The organism is Vibrio sabulosilitoris (assembly GCF_055391395.1).
Genome location: NZ_AP029600.1, coordinates 1,384,329 through 1,400,660 on the forward strand (window position 1 = coordinate 1,384,329; position 16,332 = coordinate 1,400,660).

Annotated in this window: 12 protein-coding genes; 2 read left to right on the top strand and 10 right to left on the bottom strand. The window is 48.6% G+C overall.

What is annotated here, in order from left to right; genetic code table 11:
• Nucleotides 1–282: 282 nt before the first annotated feature.
• The 4 genes from ACZ5R2_RS21705 to ACZ5R2_RS21720 all read right to left on the bottom strand — a co-directional run bounded on the left by ACZ5R2_RS21705 (nucleotide 283) and on the right by ACZ5R2_RS21720 (nucleotide 5,925).
• Entirely contained in the window at nucleotides 283–1,284 is a 1,002-nt protein-coding gene (locus ACZ5R2_RS21705) for a transposase (protein ID WP_464902549.1), read from the bottom strand.
• A gap of 196 nt (nucleotides 1,285–1,480) precedes the next feature.
• Nucleotides 1,481–1,912, bottom strand: a complete 432-nt coding sequence (locus ACZ5R2_RS21710) for a DUF3299 domain-containing protein (protein ID WP_464919452.1) — start codon at nucleotides 1,910–1,912, stop codon at nucleotides 1,481–1,483.
• A 104-nt stretch (nucleotides 1,913–2,016) separates the two neighbouring features.
• Nucleotides 2,017–4,260: an alkaline phosphatase gene (locus tag ACZ5R2_RS21715; RefSeq protein ID WP_464902547.1), complete on the bottom strand. Its 2,244-nt coding sequence runs from the start codon at nucleotides 4,258–4,260 to the stop codon at nucleotides 2,017–2,019.
• Nucleotides 4,261–4,650: 390 nt separating this feature from the next.
• Nucleotides 4,651–5,925: a serine hydrolase domain-containing protein gene (locus tag ACZ5R2_RS21720; RefSeq protein ID WP_464902546.1), complete on the bottom strand. Its 1,275-nt coding sequence runs from the start codon at nucleotides 5,923–5,925 to the stop codon at nucleotides 4,651–4,653.
• A 252-nt stretch (nucleotides 5,926–6,177) separates the two neighbouring features.
• On the opposite strand from ACZ5R2_RS21720, the gene ACZ5R2_RS21725 reads away from it, so the two are divergent.
• On the top strand, nucleotides 6,178–7,071 hold the full coding sequence (locus ACZ5R2_RS21725) for a LysR family transcriptional regulator (RefSeq protein ID WP_464902545.1): 894 nt from the start codon (nucleotides 6,178–6,180) through the stop codon (nucleotides 7,069–7,071).
• An 87-nt stretch (nucleotides 7,072–7,158) separates the two neighbouring features.
• On the opposite strand, the gene ACZ5R2_RS21730 is transcribed toward ACZ5R2_RS21725, so the two are convergent.
• Nucleotides 7,159–8,451, bottom strand: coding sequence for a serine hydrolase domain-containing protein (locus tag ACZ5R2_RS21730; protein ID WP_464902544.1), 1,293 nt, complete (start codon nucleotides 8,449–8,451; stop codon nucleotides 7,159–7,161).
• A gap of 105 nt (nucleotides 8,452–8,556) precedes the next feature.
• On the opposite strand from ACZ5R2_RS21730, the gene ACZ5R2_RS21735 reads away from it, so the two are divergent.
• The gene (locus tag ACZ5R2_RS21735) at nucleotides 8,557–9,462 is read left to right on the top strand and encodes a LysR family transcriptional regulator (protein ID WP_464902543.1); all 906 of its coding nucleotides are present in this window, start codon (nucleotides 8,557–8,559) and stop codon (nucleotides 9,460–9,462) included.
• A 131-nt stretch (nucleotides 9,463–9,593) separates the two neighbouring features.
• Here the strand turns inward: ACZ5R2_RS21735 and ACZ5R2_RS21740 are convergent, their stop codons facing one another.
• The 5 genes from ACZ5R2_RS21740 to fdh3B form a co-directional block, all read right to left on the bottom strand.
• Nucleotides 9,594–12,746 carry an efflux RND transporter permease subunit gene (locus ACZ5R2_RS21740; protein ID WP_464902542.1) on the bottom strand — a complete coding sequence of 1,051 codons (3,153 nt, stop codon included), beginning with the start codon at nucleotides 12,744–12,746 and terminating at the stop codon, nucleotides 9,594–9,596.
• A gap of 11 nt (nucleotides 12,747–12,757) precedes the next feature.
• Nucleotides 12,758–13,879, bottom strand: a complete 1,122-nt coding sequence (locus ACZ5R2_RS21745) for an efflux RND transporter periplasmic adaptor subunit (protein ID WP_464902541.1) — start codon at nucleotides 13,877–13,879, stop codon at nucleotides 12,758–12,760.
• A gap of 350 nt (nucleotides 13,880–14,229) precedes the next feature.
• The gene (locus ACZ5R2_RS21750; RefSeq protein WP_464902540.1) at nucleotides 14,230–14,646 is read right to left on the bottom strand and encodes a hypothetical protein; all 417 of its coding nucleotides are present in this window, start codon (nucleotides 14,644–14,646) and stop codon (nucleotides 14,230–14,232) included.
• Complete coding sequence (locus tag ACZ5R2_RS21755) at nucleotides 14,630–15,709, bottom strand: formate dehydrogenase subunit gamma (protein ID WP_464902539.1); 1,080 nt, start codon at nucleotides 15,707–15,709, stop codon at nucleotides 14,630–14,632. Before ACZ5R2_RS21755 ends, ACZ5R2_RS21750 begins: the two co-directional genes overlap by 17 nt.
• A 14-nt stretch (nucleotides 15,710–15,723) precedes the next feature.
• Nucleotides 15,724–16,332, bottom strand: coding sequence for a formate dehydrogenase FDH3 subunit beta (fdh3B, locus tag ACZ5R2_RS21760; protein WP_438474894.1), 609 nt, complete (start codon nucleotides 16,330–16,332; stop codon nucleotides 15,724–15,726).

Sequence of the window (16,332 nt, forward strand, 5' to 3'; positions counted from 1 at the left end):
CCGCGGAAGCTAGTAGAGTGGTAGGAGCAAATTGGGGCATAAAAGTGACATTGGCTCATTCACGAGAGAGTATCCTCCAGTGCTGATAGAAAGACACCCATAATTAAACAGGCGTTAGTAAATACGAAACACTAGGTGATCGTTGGCTTACCCGAGGAAGCTAGCAGAGTGGTAGGAGCAAATTGGGGTATAAAAGTGACATGGGCTCATTCACGAGAGAGTATCCCCCGCTTTAACCCAACAAAGTGCTATGAGCTACCTAATTTGCCAATGAGGATCGATCTATGCGCACTTAAAACAACGTTTAGCTGCACTGATCCCCTGCATTCGCTGTAATCCATGGTTGTGCTGAAATGAGCGTAAAGCGCCCTCAGTGCCAATTGGACCGCTGAAATTTTCCTCTAGCGAGGTAACTAGTACCGTCCAAAACGCTTCGTCAATCCCAAGCCTGGAGAGTATAGGAGGGCAATCTGGTAATATTGCGCCGGGTTTATCTTCTCTAATCACTCTTCCGCTCATATCAATCAGCAGTAGGTAGTCTTTGAGACTGAAGTTTAACCCCTCTGGCGTATGTTCGCTCTCATTGCCAACAAATGGGTATAAACATTCAGGCTGCACTGGTGAATTCGGCTTGCCCCTAGAGTGTTTTAGTTTGTCTGTACGTTTTTTGACGCTCGTAAAATCAGAGTTTTCTGGTGTCTTAGCAATGTTGGCGCGAATAGGATTGAGGTCAACATACGCCATACAGGCCAACAACGCTGCATCATCAAGCAATGCTTGAGATTTAAACCGCCCTTCCCAAAAACGCCCGGTGCAGCCATCTTCTTTGTTTGCTTGGCGAGCAATTGTCTCGTTGAGGTCCCGCATAAACCAACTCACATCGTGTAACCGGTTCCGATAAACCTCTGCCGTTTCCATCACTGATCGAAGTGAGGCTTCATCTAACGATTCCTCATCGAGAAATCGTGAAGTAAGCAACGTACCTTTATGTAATGTATGCCACCGTTCAAGGACTTGACGTGTATCCCAACTTAAGGCTTGGTCACGATTGATGTGAAGCACAACATGGGTATGGTTGCTCATGACTGCATACGCGCATATATCGATAGCAAACACCTCCGCTAATGCCAGAAGGCGTTGCTCTACCCAGCCTCGGCGATGCTCAAAGCTCTTCCCTGTTGTTTGATCTACACCACATAAAAACGCGTGGCGTACACAACGTGAAACACAGTGGTAATAGGCGGTATCATCAAGGCTAACTTGTTCGCATCGGGCTTTTGGCATTGTCACTTTCCTCATAGGGAACCAGTTTCAAGTGTAGACTGTGTTCGTGTTCCCACATAAATATGGGTGTCTTTTATGTTCTTTTGCAGATGAGGCGCTACCTGATCGTAGATGGCGCCGTTGCAAGTTGCTTGTAAATAGACTGCTTGTGAACCGACAGCCACACCCTGCCTTACTACGACAAGCACTCACCCAATTAAAGGCTGCTGAGAAGTGTGTACTCACCTTTTGTTTCAAGACGATAACCACTTTCGATGTCATCAGAGGTATGGGTCTGTACCTTTAGCGTGCCCTGCAACACTATCGGCTCCCAAGGCTCGACATAATCGATAGCCTGCTCGACAAGGATCAATTGATTTGGCGGTGGTGGGGGGATATGTAAACACGCGCCAAAAAAGGGGACCAGCAAAAATTCGGTTATCTTGTTCGCTTCGATACCCAGTGGCACCACAAAACCAGCAAGGGTTTGCTCGGTGTTATTTAGATCAGTCACCATGCTGCCCTGCCTAATCTGAGAAGCTTGTACATCCAATGGAATATCATGGTTAATCGGCTGAAGCAACGCCTGCTGGCGCTCTTCAGGTGGGATCAGCTCCTGCCATGACAGTGGCGTTAAAGCTGCAGCCACCAGACTACTCCATACGCTCAAGCCGATAACGAGTAATATTCTTATCATATCTTTGGTATCGCCCTTGCTTACGCAAGGGCGTCTCTCTTACTCTGGACTAGCGATTAATTCGCAACGAATGCACCATGCATAATTGCGTGAATCGAGGTGTTATCAATAGAGCGGCCGTGTACAACCTCACTGTTTACACCCCAAGCCACCATAGGTACAGGGACGTTGGTGTGATTGCCCCACAGCCAGCTCACTTGTGGAATTTCGCCAGCACCATTGGTTTTTATCAGCTCTAGCCCGCCGACTTCATGGTCTGCCGTGACAATGACCATGGTGTCATCACGTTGCTCTACCCAATTAGCCACTTTCTCAACAGATTCATCGAACTTCAACGTCTCAATAATTAGGCGCTCTTCATCGTTAAGGTGACCGGCGAAATCAATTTGAGACCCTTCCACCATCAGGAAAAAGCCATTTGGATTGCGCGATAGAATTTCGATCGCAACTTCCGTCATCTCTTCAATATGCGGAATATCGAGGCTCTCGTAGCTCCATCCCTGATCCGCTTGGTAATCTGAAGGCTTCACATACGGGATCTCATCCTCACCGAAGATCGCCGCAAACTTAATCGAGGCATCTTCGTCGGTTGCTGGTAATGTTTCGATCGCCGACAACATGTCAGTTTTGTTCTTCACCACGATGTAGTCGTTGTTCTCAGCCGCTTGACTGATAACATCAACATCCTTCACTTTCTTACTGCCACAGATGGCTAAGTTAGGTTGAACATCGCCAAACATGCTCTCAGAGAGTTGCGCAAAGTCATTGCGATTTGGACCATGAGAAACAAACGCTGCAGGCGTTGCGTGCACACAGTGTGAAGTCGCAACTACGCCAATCGATTTACCCATTTTTTGCGCTTGTTCAGCAATTGTTTCTAGGTTGGAGCCGTCACCTGGTCTTGCTTGCGCAATGGTACCAGACACCACTTTAACCCCGGTAGACATCGCGGTTGCTGCAGCGGCCGAGTCGGTGTAGTAGTTCATCCCTAGTCCAGCTAATTTTTCAAACCCAAGCGTATCGGCACTGGCGGTATGGATCTGGCCGCGGTGTGGCGCCGAGTCCATAAACAGCAGTTCACCATTGTAGGCACGAGTCACATCCAGCTGAGCATACCCCATACCATCGCCAATCATCAGAATAACATTGTTAGCACGGCTCATATCGACCACATCAACCTCGTGGGCATCGCTTGACTCAGCGATAGTGCCTAGATTGGTGGTAAGCTCTACCTGGTATCGACCCGTCGAATCGGCAGTAGCGATTTGACGGAAGTCCGGATCATCTTGGGTTTCATCATCTTCCAGTGTCACTTGAACATTGTCAGAGACAATGGTCCACTTGAGACTATCGGCATGGGTGCTGCCATCGGCACCTAGACTGATTGGTGTATATGGCGCTGTCAGCTTGTCATAACCAGAATTAGCACGAACCTTAGACATTGACACTGGTATAGCAACTTGACCATCACCCAGAGTGGAGATGCCAAACACATAGCTACCAGCCTCAACAGAGGCGTGCATTACACCACCAGGGTAAGTCGTTAGTGCAGACGCACCTTCTTTCAGATCAACCAATTGGTTTTTAAGTCCACCATAAACCAACTCTTCACCATCAAGACTTTGCACTAAATTCAATTGAATATCTTGCTGCTGTTCAAAGTTAACTGTGACTTGATAATTACCAGCTCCTACGTAGTCAAACTGATATTGGTCCTGTAGCTCCCAGTCACTAAAATTACCGGTTAAGTATATGCTCGAGCTCAGCGTATCGTTATCAGAGTCGGTAATATTTTCGATGTATAGGGTTGGGTTATTAATACCCGAGCTAGCATCTAAAGAAAACTTGTAAATTTGGTCTTGACCATCAACCTCAATATCCATATTTTGGTTACCGAAGTCATCGTACTTTCGCTGTAGTTCATAAAGCACATCTGTCGTGACAAGGCTGTCTTCACTTTCAGATATAGCAAGATCGCGCTCAGCGCTCCACTCTGGATCAGATATTTTAAATGAATACGAACCTGACTCCATTTTAAACAGTGCGGTGTGAACGCCTTCTCCCTGATAATGGAACTGAGCTTCAGGTGGTGCTGACCAGCTATTCATTGAGCCCTTAATATACAAGCGGCAGTCTTTATTTGGTGAATTGGCAATTTCTTCCTCGGTACAGGCATAAGGTCCAGTATCTATGCTTTCTGCAATCTCTCTATCAACTTCAACATACTTAGTATCTGTTTCATTACAGCCTGCCAGCACTGCTATCGCCAGTACTGATAATATAAAAGGGCTCTTTTTCACTGTATTGTTCCTTTAATTAGTTCAAAGCGCGAATTAATTTATCAGCGAATTACTTCACTAAAGTTACAATTTATTTTCAGATTTAATTATTGATAAAGCACGACCAACTACGCCCCAAATAAGCAAGAAAATCAGCCTTGACTTACAGAAACTCCTCCCCCACTTTATTGAATTAAGGTGATTACCAATAATTGAACCTCACCTTAATAAACGCTATCAGCCAGTTTTTATCACTATTATATTATAACAACCAAGCCTGGTTGATATGTATTACGCCTGCGAGTAAGAACAGTTTATAGATGTATTACCAAAAAAATCAGCGAGTGCCTAGGCACTCGCTGATTAGAAGAGTGAGATGTCTCACGACATCCACTCTTTAACTCGCTCAAACTATCGTTGGTTAAGGTAGTTAGCCATCATATCAAACGCCTCTTTTGACGCGATATCTTGCGGGCGATCTTGGGTAGTTTTACGTGAAGCAAACTTCACCACGACCACTTCTTGCTCTGGATAGATAGTCAGTAGCTGGCCCATGACCCCCTTCGCTTGCATGGTGCCATCTGCGTTGATCCACCAGTAATTACGGTAAGATCCGCCTGGGAATACATCGCCAAGTACGCTCTTAGTAAAGGCGTCTTTATCGCCTGCATCATACAAATCAGAGATGATTTTTTCAGAGATAATCGCCTGTCCGTTGTAACGGCCACGCTGCAGCATAAGTTGACCAAAGCGAGCGACATCACGCGCAGTAGAAATCAAACCACCAGTACCCCATGCCGTGCTGCCGCCATCAGCAACGTACGTCGCATTATGCTCTGCGCCTAGCTTGGACCAAATCTCATCTGAAGCCATCTGTTGCAATGACTTACCGCTGCTTCTTGCTAGGATCCACGAAGCGACGTCGGTATTTGGCGCAACGTAGACAAACTTCTCACCATGCTCGGTATTGCCTTCCATTTTCGGTAGGAAGTCCAACACGCCGTTGCCTGGTGCGCCACCCGGTAACATGCCCGATGCCGCGCCATACTGCACGGCTAGGCTAGTTGGGTCGAGAAACGCCTCAGAAGACTCATCCCACTCTTTACCGACCGTCATATCCAGCACTTGTCCTAAGGTCGCATCAGCATAACCTGTGTTAGCAAGCTCAGGAAGGTAGTCTGCCACTCGCTTATCACGCTCAAGCACGCCACGCTCAATTTGGATCGCAGCCAATAGACCCACCATTGACTTTGACATCGAGAACCACATATGCGGTGTGTTCTCATCCATATCATTCCAGTAGTTCTCATACACAAGCTCACCACGATGCAGCACGACGATGGCATCGGTATAGATCGACTCAAAGTATTGATCGATATTCTCTGCATCGCTGTCTGGCTGGGTAAATGGCAGCTTTCCTAGCCCCTCTGGGCGCTCAGCCAGTGTCGAAATCGATCCTGTGCCTTTAGAGACTTGCAGGGTTGGGAATAGCGCGTTGGGGTTAGTCAAAGCCCAGCGGTTGTTTGGGAACATCAACCAGTTGCCTTTGTGCACTCGTTTATCAGCGGCGACAGGCGTGCCCTCCATCAAACCGAGTTGATTCGCGGTCAGTACTTCTTGAGACAACGCGTGCGCTGAGAATCCCACAGCTAGCGTCATAAGTAGGGGTTTATGCCATTTCAACATATTGGTCTCCGTTCTATCTTTATTCTAGTGTTTGCTTTCGCTTTTAGTGTTTAATCACCCAATATTGTACGGATAAAATTCGATAAATATTCTCAGTTATGTTGGGCAGTGCCTAACAACCAGGTTATACTTATTGCCATTGTGTTGAGTAGGCCCCGCAATAACTCGCTGTTTGTCATCACCGATTATCATTGCGCCCTCACTTTCACTCAAATCACTTCCACTTAATTACCTGGTAGATATAGAACCATCATGAGATTTACGCTAGAGCAGCTAACCGCGTTTGTGGCCGTGGTTGATAAGGGATCGTTTAGCAAGGCGGCGCGTTATTTAGGCAGGGATCGCGCAACGATCCATCAACACGTGGGTAATCTCGAGATAGACTTGGGGCTGACACTATTCAACCGAGATAAAAAACTCCCCGTACCCACCGCTGAGGCGAAACGTTTAATGCGACACGCCAAGCAGATTATTTTTAAGGCGCAGCTGCTAGAGGCAACCTGTGATAGTGTGGTCAGGAATGAAGAGCAAGAGATCAATATTTACTATGACTGCAGCATCTCAACGGAGCTGCTAGGCAGGGTACATAACCAAGTCAGCACTCAATACCCCAACACCCAGCTTCACTGGACTCACAGCAACTATGCAAACTCTGTCAAAGCACTCGAAAGCCAGAAATGTGATATCGCGGTGACGCTCAACCAGGGCAGAACCTTGCCTGCAACCGGCGTCGATTTTTTCCATCTTGGCGACGCTAAGTTCACCTTTTACTGTCACGCTAGCAATTCTCTCGCGCAGCGAGAGCAGATTTCTATGGCTGACCTAGAGAGAGAAGTTCAGTACGTCCTCAAGAATATGCTAGACACCCATACTGGGCGGCAAGCCAAAATCAGTACTAATATCTCTGTTGTCAGCCACTTAGACTTAATTTTGAGCCTACTCAAGCACGGCGGCTGGGCAATTTTGCCGTGTAACATAATGAATCAGCCCGAGATAAAACGCGCTTATCAACAGTTACAACCCGACTTTTTTATTAAGCAAGGGCACTTTAGCTACTCCTTGCTCAGTAAAAATTACTTGGTCGATAACCCTGTCTCTGAGTGCATCAAGCAGTGCATTGTCAAAGAGTTCACCAACCTAAACTAGTGACAAGTCCTCAGTTCATTAGACACAAAAAAACCGATACGCGAGTAGCGGTATCGGTTTTATCAAGGTTTCAGCTGAGCAGAAAATCTATTTTAGTTCAGCGGCAATCGCTTGAGCGGCATAAATCTTCGACCAAATGTGCTCATTGCCGACGGCAGAAGCGCCCGGTTGGCTTGAGAAGAAGCTGACTACGGTCTCAGTATCGCGGTTAATATAAATAACCTGACCATGAATACCAATTGCAGCATATTCACCCTTTTCTTGGTCTAGAACCCACCACATATTTTTGTACGCTTGGTAGCTGTCTGCATAACGTGGGTTGCGCGATGTACGCAAGTAATCGTCTTCCTCAAGCTCTAGGCTCGCATCGACCCATTTGCTCGGAACGATTTGCTGACCGTTATAGAAACCACGGTTAAGGATCATGCCGCCAAAGCGTGCTGCATCGCGCAGTGTGGTGTTCATACCACCTGTCGAGATTGGCATAAAGGCGCGATCGACCGCCATGTAGGCATCATTTTCGGTGCCAAGCTTAGACCATAGGTGCTCTTGGATAAACTCATTGTACGCCTGACCTGAGATGCGGCTCATGATCCAACCAAGTACATCCGAGTTAGCCGAGTTGTACTCAAACAAGTGCCCTGGCTCTAATGCTTCGTTTTCACCGATAAACTTACCAAGAAAATCGTAGATGCCGTAAATCTCAGTGCTGCCAGGCTGCACATCTCGACCGCCTGGGATGTACGCCATGTTCATTGCTGGGCCATAGTACTTCAAGAAATCTGAGTCAGGGTCGACGTAGTTTTCCTCAAAATCAATTGCCGTCGAGTGATTGAGCACATCTTGGATGGTCACTCGCTCAAAACCACTGTCTTTTAGCTCAGGAAGATACTTAACCGGTGACGCGTTTAGATCCACCTCATACATATCAGCGAAGATACCGAACGCCGTACTAGTCAACGACTTGGTCGCTGAGAACCAGATGTGTTGGTAATGCTGAGAGTTACCATTAAAGTACTTTTCAAACACGATATCATCGCCCTGAAGGACAATGAAGCCATCGGTATGGTTCTCTTCCAGCAGTTGGTCGACGCTGATTGTATTGCCTTTAGCATCCACCACTTGCACCTTGCCCAGTGCTGCGTCGTGCTTTTCGTTTAACTCATGGATCTGACCAGCGCGTGGGATCTGCACGACATTAAGCGCCGCGCCTACATTGCGAAATGACCATTCCATAAATGGCGAGGTGCGGTAGTTGCCAAATGTCACCTGTGACTCCGGCGATGGTGGAAATCCTTCCATAACAGCAGGGCTTTGTGCGAATACTGTTGTCGCTCCGATTGCTGCTAACAGGCCTAGCGCCACGTTTTTTAGTTTCATGTTTCACCTTTGATTAACTGACTGTGTTCTTGAAGCACGAGTATAGCGAGTATAAAATCAATGTAACTTCAGTTTTGTTGGAAAAAACCTAACAAGGGAAATGGCGTGAAAATCAGTTTCGAACAAATGCAGGCCTTTATCAGCGTAGCTGAAACCGGGTCGTTTAGCGCTGCGGCAAGGGGACTACGTAAAGATCGCGCGACTTTGCACCAACAAGTGGGCAACCTTGAGATAGATTGGAACATCACCCTGTTTGATCGTGAGGGAAGAAAGCCAACGCTCACACCAAACGGGCATGCTATGCTCAATCATGCCAAGATCATCATGCATCAAATTGAGTCGATTAATAGCCGCTCAAAAAGTCTCTCGCTCGGTGAAGAAGAGCAGATCAACATCGTTCACGATATCTCCGTTTCTGCCGCTCAGATTAGCCGTATCCAAGCTAAGGTCTATCAAAGATATCCAAATACTCAGATCAATTGGCTGCTGCGCGGGCGTAGCGACGCACTAGCAGCACTCACGGACAAAGAAGCAGAGCTGGTAATTGTAGTTAGCGACGGCAATGCGACTCCTATCAAGGGGCTCAATTTTATTAATCTTGGCTACCCGAAATTCTACTTTTACACACACAAAAACAATAACCTGGCTAGTTCTTCTAGTGTTGACGTGGTCGACCTACAATCACAGCGACAGTACATCTTTGAGCAACATGCACAGACCACTCTTGGATCAAAGATGATCTATTCACCCGATAAAGCCCTGATCAGCAGTATTGACGTGCTGTTTGAGGTATTGCGTACGGGAGGATGGGCCATACTTCCTTCTGAGATTGTTGAATCACACCCCAACGCACAAGAGTTTGTGCCGCTCAACACCAGTTTTTTAAATGGCAGTGGGCGCTGGAGCTATATATTGATGAACAACACCATGCATCAACTTGGGCCGGTGGCTACCTTTGCTAAGAGTATGATTGTTGAGGAGTTTAAGCAGTTAGTTGAGCTTCAGCGTTAGTGATCTGATTCAAGAAACATGGAACCCTTGGTTGCAGCGTATAAGTAGACCATCATGCGGGCTTTGTGGCAGATGTAAAAAAGCGCCAACGTTTGACGTTGGCGCTTTAGCTATTGGAAATTTAAATATGCTTACTCATCATCGAGCGGAATCAGCTTAGTACTACCACCATGGATCTTCTCACGACGACGCTGGATCACAGCAAAGAAGCCAGGAATGAGGAAGGTACCGGCGAGCAATACACACAACAGACCACCGACGAGTGAGATACCGAGTGAGTTCTGGCTTACGTGGCCTGCACCTGAGGCGAAGATCAGTGGGAAGATACCCAAGATAAACGACCAAGAGGTCATGTTCACCGCGCGGAAACGCAGCTTACCGCCTTGTACCGCTGCTTCATTGAGCTCAACACCCTTCTCTTCACGCTCTTGCTTGGCAAATTCTACGATCAGAATCGCGTTCTTCGAGGCCATCGCAATCAGCAGTACCAGACCTATCTGGGCATACAGGTTAAGCGGAAGACCCGCAAGGTTCAGCGCCAAGAAGGAGCCAAGTGTCGCCACTGGTACCACCAAGATGATCGCCAGTGGGATTGACCAACTCTCGTACTGAGCCACCATAAATAGGTAGATAAAGATCAATGCTAGAGCAAAGGCGTAAATCGCTTGGTTACCCGCGAGTTTTTCTTGGTAAGCCATACCCGTCCACTCGTGCTGATAGCCTTGTGGTAGGATTTCTGCCGCCACGCGCTCCATTGCTTCGATCGCATCACCACTTGAGTAACCCGGTGCCGCTTGACCTTGAATGATGGCACTGCGGTACATGTTGTAACGCCATGCCACATCCGGCTCAAATACCTGCTCAAAGCTGACTAGAGTGCTCAGTGGGATCATCGCACCTGATGAAGAGCGAACATGGAATAGCTCAAGATCTTCCATCGTACTGCGATGCTGACTGTCTGCCTGCATGGTCACGCGGTAGTTCTTACCAAACATGGTGAAGTCGTTCACGTACATCGAGCCTAAGTTACCCTGTAAGGTTTGGAAGATCGATGACAGTGGAATACCGAGCTGCTGCGCTTTCTCGCGATCAATGTCCACATAGTAGTGTGGTACGTTGGCACGGAATGTACTAAACGTGTAGGCGATCTCTGGCTGTTTATTGGCCTCTGCAATCACATCCGCCATCACCATCGCCAAGTCGGTACGGCTACGACCTAGGGTATCCTCAAGTACAAACTCGAAACCAGAGGCTGCGCCCATACCTGGTACCGCTGGCGGTCCCATAGCAAACACAATCGCTTGCGGCAGCTGTTGTGCAGCGGTCGCGTTGATGCGCCCAGCAATGGCGTTGGCTGAATGGTCACCGTCTAGTCCATTTCGCATACCCCAATCGTGCAGCTTAATAAACAGCGAGGCGCCATTTGAGGCGGCTGCACCAGTCATAAACGCGAAGCCGTTTGCTACCGTCACGCCGTCAATACCTGGCTCTTGAGAGACGATATCCATCAGCTTTTCAGACACCTCTTCGGTGCGTGACAAAGAAGCCGAATCTGGCAATTGCACGTTAACCAACAAGATACCTTTATCTTCTTGCGGTACGAACGCCGATGACGTGGTCTTAGCGAAGAAAGTTACCGCCGCAATCGCGAGGATAAAGAAGGTACCCAGTAGCAAGGTTTTCTTAACCAAGAACCCGGCCACCTGACCATAACGGTGAGTGACTTTATCAAGACCGCGGTTAAACGCCTTAAACCAGTTCGCTGTATTATCACCACCTTGCTTGAGCACTAATGAACACAGCGCTGGCGAGAGCGTGAGTGCGTTGATCGATGAGATCACCACCGAGATACAGATCGTCAGCGCGAACTGACGGTACATGATACCCGTGATACCCGGCAACAGGGCCACCGGCAAGAATACCGCCAGCAGTACCAAGGTCGAGGTAATGATTGGACCGGTTACCTCTTTCATCGCCAACAAGGTCGCTTTACGCGGTGTCAGGCTTGGGTCTTTGGCCATGGTGGTATCAACGTTTTCGATAACCAGGATCGCATCATCTACCACGATACCGATTGCCAAGATCAGACCAAACAGCGTCACGGTGTTAATCGTAAAGCCCGTTGCCTGCATAATGGCAAACGTACCGATCAAGGAAACCGGAATAGCGACAACAGGGATCAAGGTAGCTCGCGCACTACCCAAGAACAGGTAAGTTACCGCGATAACCAACAAGATTGCCTCAATCAGGGTTTTGACTACGCCCTTGATGGATTCGGCGACGAAAATCGTGGTGTCGTAACTGGTCTCGTAGGACATTCCCTCTGGGAAGTTGGCGCTCATGCCATCGAGCAAGTCCATCACCGCCTGACCACTTTCTAGCGCATTAGCATCAGACTGCAGGTTCAGCGCAACAATCGAGGCATCTTGATTACGGAACTTACCGTTGCCATCGTAGAATTTCTTACCTAACTCAACTCGGGCAACGTCTTTAAGATAAACGGTTGAACCATCACTGTTAGCGCGTAGAATAACGTTTTCAAACTCAGAAACCGTCTCCAGGCGGCCTTTTGTTACTAGGTTAAACTGCACCTCTTGCGCACTTGAATAGGGCGCAGAGCCGATACGACCGGCTGCCACCTGAACGTTTTGCTCCGCGAGCGCAGCATACACATCTGAAGTGGTCAGCTTAAGGTTGGCCATCTTTTCTGGATCAAGCCAAACACGCATCGCGTATTCACCACCGCCAATTACGTTAACCTCACTGATGCCTTTTACGCGCGCCAGTTGGTCTTTGATATTGAGGTTTACATAGTTGATCAAGAACTGATCATCATAGCGACCATCGGGTGAGTAGAAGTTGAGTACCATCAACAGGTCGGGCGAGCGCTTTTTCACCGTCACACCGACCATACGCACCTCTTGAGGCAACTTGGATTCGATCTGCGACACGCGGTTTTGTACGTTTACCTGCGCCATGTCAGGATCCGTACCCACCTCAAACGTCACGTTGAGGTTGTACGAGCCATCATTGGCACTCTTTGAGGACATGTAGATCATGTTCTCAACCCCGTTGACCGAGGTCTCTATCGGATCTGCAATTGCCTGTTCAACGTCCTCGGCACTCGCGCCGGTATAGAAGGCTGTCACGCTCACTGATGGCGGACTAATTTTAGGGTATTCTGCTACCGGCAGTACCGCGAGAGCGATCGCACCTGCCAAGGTGAGAATAATTGAGATGACCAAAGCAAACTTTGGTCTTTGAATAAAGAAGCGACTTAGCATGTGGCGACCCCTTACTCAGCTTGCGCTTCTTGTAGACGTACTGGCACTCCGTTACGAATACGCTGCAAACCTTGAGTGATGATCATTTCGTTTGGCTCAACACCTGCAGAGATGATCACGCCATCTTCTACCTGAGTACCAAGCTCGACGTTACGACGCTCAGCGACATCGCCCTCAGCAACCATCATGACGAAGTTGCCCTCAAGGTCAGTCTGAACGGCGCGGCGTGGCACAACCACCACATCACGTTTCTGACTATCAAGCAGGCGCACTTTGATATGCTGGCCTGGCAGAAGTTGCTGCTCTGGATTAGGTACCAAGGCGCGCATCGCGATAGTACCGGTTTGCAAGTCAATGCGATTACCCAAGAAGTCTAGCTCGCCGAAGTGGCCAAAGGTGGCTCCATTTTCCAGCTCAACCTGAACCTGCACCGCCTGCGCTTCAGCGCGGCCATCGCCTTTGACCTTGTCGATACCAAGGCTCAAGCGCTCGCGCTCACTGACGCTGAAAGAAGCGTGCACAGGATCAAGGCTCACCAGTGTAGTCAACACGCCCGATGATGGTGAAACCAGATCACCCTTACTTGCCTTACTATCACTGATTCGGCCATCAAATGGAGCGCGAATTTCAGTGTAAGAAAGGTTTACCTCAGCTAGATTAAGCTGCGCATTGCTCGCCGCCAGTTGCGCTTCGGCGCCCAGCTGAGCCGCGGTTAACGCATCAAATTCAGACTGTGAGATGCTGCCTCGGGGAAGAAGGTCTTTACCACGAGCAAAGTCCAACTGGGCTTTTTTCAGCGCAGCTTCGGCCTGAGCAACGGCGGCTTTGGCACTTGCGACTTGCGCCTCAAAAGAGGACGGTTCGATGGTGTAGAGTAGGTCACCTTTGACGACCATTTGGCCTTCTTGGAAGTGACGCTGCTGTAGATAACCTGCTACCTGCGCGGTGATCTCCGTATCTTCGACCGCTTCCACACGACCGATATAGGATTTGCTTGGCTGATATTCAATGGTTTCTACGTTCTGCGCAGAGACAAGAGGTAAGACTTGGGCCTGCTGGCCCCCAGCTTGCTTTTCACACCCAACCAGCGCTACAGCGATGGCGAGTAAAGCGATTTTGCTTCTTGGTTGCATAAATGTCCGATAGTACTTCTATAAAATTATTGTAATTAGTTGTTCTAGTGATACTTTGCCACCAGATACAACAAGCGATTATTCGCCTGACTGTTGCATAATCTTCCGATTCATTCCAACTTGCAAGCGCAATATGTTGCGAGTTGATACAGAATGCATAACTCCTAATTTAAAGCTAAGCCCCTCTAACGAGGACCTTAGCTCCAAACCAAGCAACTCTCACAAGAACTGCTTGTTGAGATCATTCGGGTATATAGCTTTTGTCTAATAATCTAGGCAAAAAGTTCCCACCTCCAATGCAAAAAGAGCAGCCTAAGCCGCTCTTTTTATTAATAACTTTTCACACTCAACTAAAGGTGAGGCCCAACTATCTGTTTTAACGGTTGATTTTGCTTTAGTAATTTCATGCCATTATACATGCGTACAAACCACAGCAGGATTGCCACTAATGCAATCAACATTCCCACGTATGGGATGTAATAGGCAATATCATCAATGATATGACTGCGATACCAGTAGTCATTAATGCCCTTTAGCACCCCATTGGAGGTCGCCACAGTCACAATCAACACCACAAAGAAGGTCAAGTTAAGGAAGAAGGTCCGGATCAAACCATAGTAGTGAGAGTCCAGTACCTCGCCATCTTCACCTTTATCAAGCCGATAGCCTGCATAGACAATCGCGACAACGCCTGAGATCAAGCAGGTAAACGGCGTAAAGCAGCTTAATATGTACGCAGCCCAAATACCCTTATGAGGTTTGTTCATTACTTGCTCCTCCATCTAACTGTGCTGCCCTCTCTACCTTGGTTTGCTCAATACCCTGCTGGTCTTTAACCTCTTCATACCACAGGTCATGGTGCTCTTTCGCCCAGGTCTCATCGACCTCGCCTGTCACCATACCCTCAAGTGCGCCCTCCATACCAAATAGACCGATATAGATGTGGAAGATAAAGCCACAAATCAGGATCAGTGCTGATAGACCATGCACTAGGTTCGACAGCTCCATATCCCGCCTGGTTTGGCCAAAGATTGGGAAGTCGAGCACCAGACCACTGAGTGCCACCACACTGCCGACAATGATCAACATCCAAAACAGGATCTTCTCACCCGCATTGGAGAACTCTGCCGATGGGTGACTGCCTTTGTGTTTGCCAAACATGCCGCCAAACTTAAGCATCCACTGCAAATCCACCTTGCTTGGAATCGATTTACTCCACCACTTAAACAGCAGGCAAATCAATAGCACGTAGAACAGCGGACCGACGTAGTTGTGATACTGCTTGGCGAGCATGATAATAAAGCCCCATAAATCGGTTGGGATATAAGGCTTTAAGAAGTGCTTGCCGTACACCATCATCAGACCACTAAAGGCCAGTGTGAGGAAAGTGAACGCCATCGACCAGTGCAGTGCGCGATCCATCCGCGTCCAGCGCTTGATCCTACGCCCGGAGCGGGGTTTGCTCAGCTTCATCGGCCCCACGACGACATAGAACAAGGTCACCATAGCTATACTGCCAAAGATCGCCACTGCCCCGGCTGGTGACATCCACTTCTCTTTGAGGATATACCAAGCCTGACCAGGGGTACTGATCAAGGTATCGTGTTCAGGAAACTGGGATGATGTGGTTCCGGTCTGGCCTTGCCTCACTTGGCGCCAAAAGTCGGGGCCACCTGTTAACTGCACCATCTCTCGCTGCGCGACACTGTTTTCCGAGGCGGGCGGATTGGCCTGAACCTGCTCAGCCAGCGTCGGCATTGACAGCGTCAACAATACTGCTGCCATCAAAGACAGCAGCATTGTTGAGAGGTATTTAAGAGATTGAATCATACCTCACCCCGCCGTTAGCTCTTGGTCGCGTCATATGACAGGTCTTCACCGCTTGTCCAACCGGCACCCTCCGCGCCGCGCGCTACCACGCGTTTGCGGAAGATATCCGATACCTTAGCGGCATCACCAGCGAGCAGTGCCTTGGTCGAACAGAGCGAGGCACACATGGGTAGCTTGCCTTCCGCAATACGGTTAGCACCGTATTTCTGACGCTCTTCCAATGAACCAGGCTCGGTTTCAGGGCCACCGGCACAGAAGGTACATTTGTCCATCTTACCGCGCTCACCAAAGGCCGATTGCTTGGGAAATTGCGGTGCACCAAACGGACATGCAAATAAGCAGTAGCCACAACCGATACACAGATCTTTATTGTGCAGCACGATACCATCGTCGGTCTGGACAAAGCAGTCTGCCGGACACACTGCCTTACACGGCGCGTCGGTACAGTGCATACACGCCACCGATATCGAGCTTTCACCCGGCTCACCATCATTGAGAGTCACGACGCGGCGACGCTGGATACCCCATTGCAGCGCATCGTCGTTCTCATTCTTACATGCTGTGACACACCCATTGCAATCGATGCAACGCTTGGTGTCACAAAGGAATTTCATATTAGCCAT

What these genes read in the sequence shown, in the direction of transcription:
- ACZ5R2_RS21755 (WP_464902539.1), bottom strand. Translation starts at nt 15,709, where the DNA reads ATGATTCAATCTCTTAAATACCTCTCAACAATGCTGCTGTCTTTGATG.
- ACZ5R2_RS21705 (WP_464902549.1), bottom strand. Translation starts at nt 1,284, where the DNA reads ATGCCAAAAGCCCGATGCGAACAAGTTAGCCTTGATGATACCGCCTAT.
- ACZ5R2_RS21720 (WP_464902546.1), bottom strand. Translation starts at nt 5,925, where the DNA reads ATGTTGAAATGGCATAAACCCCTACTTATGACGCTAGCTGTGGGATTC.
- ACZ5R2_RS21745 (WP_464902541.1), bottom strand. Translation starts at nt 13,879, where the DNA reads ATGCAACCAAGAAGCAAAATCGCTTTACTCGCCATCGCTGTAGCGCTG.
- ACZ5R2_RS21725 (WP_464902545.1), top strand. Translation starts at nt 6,178, where the DNA reads ATGAGATTTACGCTAGAGCAGCTAACCGCGTTTGTGGCCGTGGTTGAT.
- ACZ5R2_RS21750 (WP_464902540.1), bottom strand. Translation starts at nt 14,646, where the DNA reads ATGAACAAACCTCATAAGGGTATTTGGGCTGCGTACATATTAAGCTGC.
- ACZ5R2_RS21740 (WP_464902542.1), bottom strand. Translation starts at nt 12,746, where the DNA reads ATGCTAAGTCGCTTCTTTATTCAAAGACCAAAGTTTGCTTTGGTCATC.
- ACZ5R2_RS21730 (WP_464902544.1), bottom strand. Translation starts at nt 8,451, where the DNA reads ATGAAACTAAAAAACGTGGCGCTAGGCCTGTTAGCAGCAATCGGAGCG.
- fdh3B (WP_438474894.1), bottom strand. Translation starts at nt 16,332, where the DNA reads ATGGCTAATATGAAATTCCTTTGTGACACCAAGCGTTGCATCGATTGC.